The organism is Kocuria sp. APC 4018 (assembly GCF_030407675.1).
Classification (GTDB): Bacteria; Actinomycetota; Actinomycetes; order Actinomycetales; family Micrococcaceae; genus Kocuria; species Kocuria rhizophila.
On record NZ_JASDCY010000087.1, the window covers coordinates 1 to 7,215 of the forward strand.

Genomic DNA, 7,215 nt, shown 5'->3' on the forward strand with positions numbered 1-7,215 from the left:
GCCCGGCCCGCGCCCAGCGTTCCGGCAGGACGGACCGGACGGTGGGACCCCGCACCAGTTGTTAGCCTGGACCCATGACGAAAACTTTGCAGGAGCTGATCGACGAGTCGATCTTCATCTCCACCGAGTACCAGGCAGTGCTGGCCGAGCTGTCGCAGGGTGCGGATTGGGACGTGGACTTCTCCGCGCCGTCGTTCACCCTGCAGACCACCCCGCCGGTCACCCTCACGCCCTACCTGCTGGGCACCGAGTCCGCGTCCCGCGGGTCCTTCGTGTGGTGCTGGCAGGAACTGGGCCACTTCAACCCGCAGGTGGTCTCCGCCGCGGTGCAGGCCAAGCAGGCCGGGGAGCGCCACGAGGTCGCGGAGCTGAGCACGGCGGAGCTGCCGCTGCAGGAGGGACTCGCTCGTCGGGTGACCCTGGCGGCCAAGGCTGTGACCGGTCTCTACGCCCACTACCCCGCGCGCGCCGGCGGGAACATCACCGCGTGGCTGCTGCTGGACGGCCAGCAGTTCGAGCTCCCGCGTCTCACCGAGCAGCGGATGATGCAGGTGATCGGGGAGTCCCTCACCACGGACACCGCCGTGGACCACAACCTGGCCGTGGCCAGCTACGCCAAGCTGCGTGGCGCCCACGTGGCATGGGACACGGACGCCACCTGCGTGGTCACGGTCCACGACGGCGCCCAGCGCTTCTGGTTCGACGACCACCAGATCACCGGTGTGGAACCGGCCGAGCCCTCCGTGGGGGAGGACGAGCTTCGCGAGCTCGAGCGTCAGGCACAGACCCACCGCGAGGCTCTGGTCCAGGACCGTCAGGCCGCCGTGGCCCAGGCGGAGCGTCTGGGTGAGCAGCAGCGCGCGGAGGCCGCGGAGCGCAAGCGGCGCGAGCGGGAGGAGGCCGCCGCGGCGGCGTCGTCCGCCCCCGCGGCCCAGCCCACGGACGAGGAACCGCTGCCCACCGAGCTGTCCCCCGAGGACATCGAGGCGCCGGAGCCCGAGCAGCCCGCCGGGGACGTGGCCGTGCCTGCGAGCCAGGTGCGGGACGCGGACGCCCCGTTCGACCAGGAGCCCACCGGGCCCGCCGAGCCCGGACGCGTGGAGACCACCGTGCTGCCCGGCCACCATGAGGAGACCCTCACCGCCGGACCGCAGGCCTCCCCGCACCCGGACACCACCGCCATGTCCCGGATCCCGGATCCCGATCTCGCGGCCGGCCAGCCCGGGACCGGCGAGGAGGAGACCCGCGCCGGGCTCGCCCGCGAGGAGGACGTGCGCACCGAGCGCGAGAGCGTCACCGTCTCCGAGGAGCGCGTGGTGCGCGAGGACGTCTCCCCCGCCGGCACGCGCGAGGCCCACGTGGAGCGCGAGGCCGTGGTGGCCCGCGAGACCGTGGCCGGACCCGAGGCAGCGGACGACGACATCTCCGCCCCCGCCGTGGTGGACGGCGAAGAGGTCGAGACCAACGAGCAGGCGGAGCGCAAGGGCAAGAAGAAGCGCGGCTTCCTCAGCCGGTTCTTCGACCTGTAGGCCCTCCCGGCGCGTCCTGCGCGCCCGTCCACCGGCGGTAGGATGCTCCGGTGAGTGATGAGATGACACCCGGCCCGAGACCCGACCAGCACGGTCGGGCCCGGGCCGGAGTCGGTTACGGGTTCGGCGCCTACGCGATCTGGGGGATGCTGCCGCTGTACTTCGTGCTGCTGGCGCCCGCCACGCCCTTCGAGATCGTGGCCATGCGGGTGGTCTTCTCGCTGCTCTTCTGCCTGCTCCTGCTCGCGGTGACGGGCGGGCTGCGGCAGTACCTGCGGGTCTTCCGCGACCGCCGTGCCGTCCTGGCCCTGAGTGCGGCGGGTGTGCTGATTGCCGGGAACTGGCTGCTCTACACCGTGGCCGCCACCACCGGGCACACGCTCGAGGCGTCCCTGGGGTACTTCATCAACCCCATCGTGGCCATCCTGCTGGGTGTGCTCGTGCTGCACGAGAAGCTGCGGCCCCTGCAGTGGGCCGCGATCGCCGTGGGAGTGGTCGCCGTGCTGGTGATGTCCGTGTTCTACGGATCCGTGCCGTGGCTGTCCCTGGGACTCGCGTTCTCCTTCGGCTTCTACGGGCTCGTGAAGTCCCGGCTGGGGTCGCGGTACCCCGCCCTCGTCACGCTGGCCGCGGAGACCACCATGATCACCCCGCTGGCCCTCGTGGCCGTGGCCGTGCTCGGGGTGCAGGGGCAGATCACGCTCGTCTCGGAGGGCGCCGGGCACTTCCTGCTGCTGCTCTCCGCCGGCGTGATCACCGCGGTGCCCCTGCTGCTGTTCGGCGCCGCAGCCTCCCGCCTGCCCCTGAGCACCGTGGGCATGATCCAGTACGTGGCTCCCATCGGGCAGTTCATTCTGGCCACGGCCCTGTTCCACGAGGCCATGCCTCCGGAGCGCTGGGCCGGCTTCGTGCTCGTGTGGATCGCGGTGGTGCTGCTCGTGCTCGACGCCGTGCGCGCACCGCGGGCTCCGCGGCTGCCCCGCCGCTGAGCCCGCGCAGAACGACGGGCCGGCACCCCGCCGCCGGCCCGTGCCCGAACGGCCCCGGGGACGACGAAGGCCGCTCCCGGAGGTCTCCGGGAGCGGCCTTCGTGCGCGAGAGCGGTCAGAGGTGGCGGCCTGCGGCCTGCTCGGGGGCCTGAGATCCCTCACCTGCGGGGCGGGGCCCACCACGCACGTCGCGCGGGTCCTGGGCCGAGGTGCTCGGCCGCCCCGCGGCGTCGTCGACGCCGCCGTGGGGCGCCTCCACGAGGTCCCCCTCGTCCTCGGCGGGCGTGTCGATCTCGTCCTCCAGCTCGGGAGAGCGCTTGATGTTGATCAGCGCCAGCACGAGGCCGCCCCACACCAGGGTCATGGCCACGACCATCATGACGATTGCGCTGCCGTTCATCGGTTGTCTCCTTCGCTGTGGCGGGACGCGGTGCCCGCGGGGGTGGTCTCACGGGTGCCGCGCTCGGCGTTCGAGCGTGACCACGGCATCCTGCGCCGGACCACGGTGCCGCGGTAGATGGCGCGCAGGGAGAAGTCCTGGCCCAGCGCCGGGGTGCGCCCGGCGGTGTCCGGGTAGTGGGTCAGCGACTCCTGGTTCTCCAGCGCCTTGCGGTCCAGGTAGGCGTCCTGCACCGAGGGCGCCGGACTCGTGAAGGCCTCGGACGTGCGCCTGCTCCACGGCAGCCGGGAGATCAGGTAGGAGATCACGATGAGACCGACCGCCATGCCCCAGCCGAACACGTTCACGAACCACTGCGGCATGTCGTTGTAGCCCTCGGCCACGGTCTGCGTGAGCTGGTCGATGAGGATGTAGCCCAGGATCACCGGGGTCACACCTCCGGCCATGATCATCCAGGTGCGCCCCAGCTTGAAGGACGAGACCGAGTTGATGTGGTCGCGCAGCGTGGGCAGCGCGGTGAACCCGGAGGTGAGCAGCAGCACCGAGACCAGCGCGGCCGTGACGATGCCGAAGTTGTTCACGAACGCGTCCACCACGTCCAGCAGGTTCAGCCCCGTGGTGGTGGGGAAGAACAGCAGGGACACGGCAGCGAGCGGCAGGACCACCGTGGCCACGGCGCCCTTGCGGGAGAGCCCGAGCTTGTCGCGCACGCCCGCCACGATGACCTCCACGATGGAGATCAGGGACGTGAAGCCCGCGAAGGAGAGGGCGCCGAAGAACAGCACGCCCAGAACGGTGCCGAACGGCGCCTCGGAGATGATCGCGGGGAACGCGATGAACGCCAGGCCGATGCCGGACGTGGCCACCTCGTCCACGCCCACGCCGGAGGCCGTGGCCATGAAGCCCAGGGCGGCGAAGACGCCGATGCCGGCGAGGATCTCGAACGAGGAGTTCGCGAAGCCCACCACCAGGGCCGAGCCGGAGAGGTCCGAGCGGGGCTTGAGGTAGGACGCGTAGGTGACCATGATGCCGAAGCCCACGGAGAGGGAGAAGAAGATCTGCCCGTAGGCGGCCACCCACACGGAGGAGTCGCCCAGGGCCGCCCAGTTGGGCGTGAACAGCGCGTTGAGCCCGGCGGAGGCGCCCGGCAGCGTGACGGCCATGACCACCATGATGAGGAACATGACCACGAGCAGCGGCAGGAGCACCACGTTGAGCTTGCCGATGCCGTTCTGCACGCCCATCATCAGCACCACGAGCAGCACGAGCCAGGCGATCGCGGTCACCAGGAACACGGGCCAGATGTAGTCGAAGCCGATGGTCACCTCGTCCGAGACCTGCATGTAGTCCGACATGAAGAACGAGGCGGGATCATCCCCCCACGCCTTGGTGAAGGAGAACACCGTGTACTGCATGGCCCAGCCGATGATCAGCGCGTAGTAGACCGCGATGACCACGCAGATCCCGAGCTGCCACCAGCCGATGGTCTCGAGCTTGGGGTGCAGCCGCCGGAAGGACAGCGGGGCGGATCCGCGGTAGCGGTGCCCGATCGCGTAGTCCAGCATGAGCAGGGGGATGCCCGCGGTGAGCAGTGCCACCAGGTAGGGGATGATGAAGGCGCCGCCGCCGTTCTCGTAGGCGACGTACGGGAAGCGCCAGATGTTGCCCAGGCCCACGGCGGAGCCGATGGCGGCGAGGATGAACATGGTGCGGCCGGAGAAGGCTTCCTTCGCGGCGCCACCCTGTTGCTTGTCAGTGGTCATGTGTGAACCTCACGGGGGAATTCGTCCCATAGACGCGGCCACCGGGGTCCCGGGGCACGCAAGCGGATCGTGAATGCCCCAAGGATACTGACAACTCAGCCGGTTCTGTGGACCACCGCGTGAGCGAATTCACAGAGTGCGGACTTGGCCACGGAATCGGGCAGGGGGGCGAGTGCCGCCACGGCCTCGTCCGCCCACCGGTTCGCGATCCGCCAGGCCTCCGCGGAGACCGGGTGCTCGGACACGGCGTCCACGGCGCGGGCGAGCGCCTCGTCCTCGGAGAGGTCCCCGTCCACGAGGGCGAGCACCTCACGTGCCGCCGCGGCCGCCTGCGCGTCCGTTCCTGCGGCCTCGCGGCGCAGCAGCAGCACGGGCAGCGTGTCCACGCCCTCGCGCAGGTCCGTGCCGCGGGTCTTGCCGGAGACGTCCGGGTGGCCGGTGAGGTCGATGATGTCGTCCGCGAGCTGGAACGCGAGCCCCAGCTTCTCGCCGTAGACCACCATGAGATCCACCACGGAGGCGGGGGCACCACCGAGCAGGGCGCCGTACTGGCCGCTCGCGGCGATCAGGGAGCCGGTCTTGCCCGCGATCACGTCCAGGTAGTGCTCCACGGGGTCCTCGCCCTCGGCCGGCCCGGCCGTCTCGCGCAGCTGGCCGATGACCAGCCGCTCGAAGGTGCGGGCCTGGATCATGAGGGATTCCTGGCCGAGCTCGGACACCATGGAGGAGGCCCGCGCGAAGATCATGTCCCCGGTGAGGATGGCCACCGTGTTGCCCCACACGGTGTGGGCGGTCTCCACGCCCCGGCGCATGGGGGCGGAGTCCATGACGTCGTCGTGGTAGAGGGAGGCCAGGTGGGTCAGTTCCACCACCACCGCGGCCTCGACGACGTCCTCGTTCACGGACCCGGCCACTTCCGCCGCGAGCAGCGCCAGCAGGGGTCGGATGCGCTTGCCGCCGGCCTTGAGCAGGTGGCGCGCGGTGACGTCCGCCAGCTGGTCCGTGGAGCGCACCGATTCACCCAGGCGCTCCTCCACGCGCTCGAGCGAGCGCAGCATGAGGGGACCCAGACGAGGGTCCTGGGCGATGAGTTCGAACCCCGCGGGCAGGCGCGGGGAGGCCTCGGGGCGGCTGGGATCAGTCACGGTGCACCACTCTATCGACAATTCAGCGCGCGGGCGTCAGCGCGTCCAGCACCGCGATGGCGCGGTCCGTCAGGGTTCGGGCGGGGTGGTCCGAGAGCTCGGTCATCACCTGCACGGCAAAGCGCATCAGCGCGGGCACGTGCATCCCGGCACGGACCGCCGCGGAGAGCACCGCGGGGTGGCCGATCAGCTCAGCGAGCGCCCTGCCCTGCGTGAAGTGTGATCCCCACTCGTCGCGCACGAGCCGCGGGTAGCGGGCCAGGGCGTTCTCGCGCTGCTGCCCGCCGTTGGCCCCGGCCGCGTCCAGGATGCAGGACGCCGCGAAGAGCCCGGACTCCATGGCGTTGGAGATCCCCTCGCCGTTGAACGGGGAGACCAGCCCGGCGGCGTCGCCCAGGAGCATCAGGCCGGGGACGTAGTGGGGGGTGCGGTTGCCGGCCATGGGCAGGGCCGCGGAGCCGATGCGTCCCACCTGGTGCTCGGGGTCGAAGGTCCAGTCCGCGGGCATGGAGGCCACCCAGTCGCGCAGCACCGCCCGGTAGTCCAGGGTGCCGAAGGCGGGGGAGGTGTCCAGGATGCCGAGGCCCACGTTCGCGGTGCCGTCCCCCACGCCGAACACCCAGCCGTAGCCGGGCAGCAGCGAGCGCTGCGGGGAGGTGCCGTCCTGCAGCTCCAGCCAGCCCTCCATCCAGTCCAGCTCGGAGCGCGGGGAGCGGTAGTAGGTGCGCACGGCCACGCCCATGGGCCGGTCGGTGCGCCGGTGCAGGCCGGCGGCCACGGCGGTGCGGGTGGAGTTGCCGTCCGCGGCGAGCACGAGGTCCGCGGTGTGCTCCTCGGTCTCCGCGGTGCGACGGCCGGTGGCGGGGTCCATCACGGCGGCACGCACGCCCACCACGCGGCCGGTGCCGTCCCGCAGCACGTCCTTCACGGCGCGGTGCTCGACCACGTGCGCCCCGGCCCGCTGCGCGTGGCGGATGAGGTCCTCGTCGAAGCCCGCGCGGGTGCGGACCAGGCCGTAGGAGGGGAAGTCGGTGAGCTCGGGCCAGGGGAACTCCACGGTGCGCCCGGCCGCGACGAGCCGCAGCCCGCGGTTGCGCGTGTAGCCCTCGGCCTCGCCGTGGGGCAGTCCCATGAGCCGCATCTGCTGCACGGCGCGCGGGGTGAGCCCGTCCCCGCAGACCTTCTCCCGCGGGTAGCCCGTCTTCTCCAGGACGGTCACGGGGATGCCCTGGCTCGCGAGCCAGTACGCCGCCGTGGCGCCGGCGGGACCGCCCCCGCTGATCAGAACCTTCACTGCGCCGCAGCCCTCCGCGTCCTCGTGCACCCGGGGTGCGCGCCGGCCGGCGCGCGTGACCCCCTGGAATCCACGGACCATTGTGTCACTGCCCG

Annotated in this window: 6 protein-coding genes; 2 read left to right on the forward strand and 4 right to left on the reverse strand. The window is 71.5% G+C overall.

Features of this window, described 5'->3' with window-relative positions; all coding sequences use genetic code 11:
• Positions 1–74 precede the first annotated feature (74 nt).
• Complete coding sequence (locus tag QL985_RS11500) at positions 75–1,529, forward strand: DUF6882 domain-containing protein (protein ID WP_259906496.1); 1,455 nt, start codon at positions 75–77, stop codon at positions 1,527–1,529.
• A 50-nt stretch (positions 1,530–1,579) separates the two neighbouring features.
• Positions 1,580–2,518, forward strand: a complete 939-nt coding sequence (gene rarD, locus QL985_RS11505) for an EamA family transporter RarD (RefSeq protein WP_259906497.1) — start codon at positions 1,580–1,582, stop codon at positions 2,516–2,518.
• A gap of 115 nt (positions 2,519–2,633) precedes the next feature.
• Here rarD and QL985_RS11510 read toward each other — a convergent pair whose 3' ends face one another.
• The 4 genes from QL985_RS11510 to QL985_RS11525 form a co-directional block, all read right to left on the reverse strand.
• Positions 2,634–2,918, reverse strand: a complete 285-nt coding sequence (locus QL985_RS11510) for a methionine/alanine import family NSS transporter small subunit (RefSeq protein WP_259905537.1) — start codon at positions 2,916–2,918, stop codon at positions 2,634–2,636.
• Positions 2,915–4,681 (reverse strand): sodium-dependent transporter, encoded by a 1,767-nt coding sequence (locus QL985_RS11515; protein WP_259905535.1) that lies wholly within the window; start codon positions 4,679–4,681, stop codon positions 2,915–2,917. The genes QL985_RS11510 and QL985_RS11515 overlap by 4 nt, the downstream gene beginning before the upstream one ends.
• A 95-nt stretch (positions 4,682–4,776) precedes the next feature.
• A complete protein-coding gene (locus QL985_RS11520) occupies positions 4,777–5,739 on the reverse strand; it encodes a polyprenyl synthetase family protein (RefSeq protein WP_259905540.1) in 963 nt (320 codons plus the stop codon).
• 109 nt (positions 5,740–5,848) lie between these two features.
• Positions 5,849–7,120: a geranylgeranyl reductase family protein gene (locus QL985_RS11525; protein WP_259905533.1), complete on the reverse strand. Its 1,272-nt coding sequence runs from the start codon at positions 7,118–7,120 to the stop codon at positions 5,849–5,851.
• Positions 7,121–7,215 lie beyond the last annotated feature (95 nt).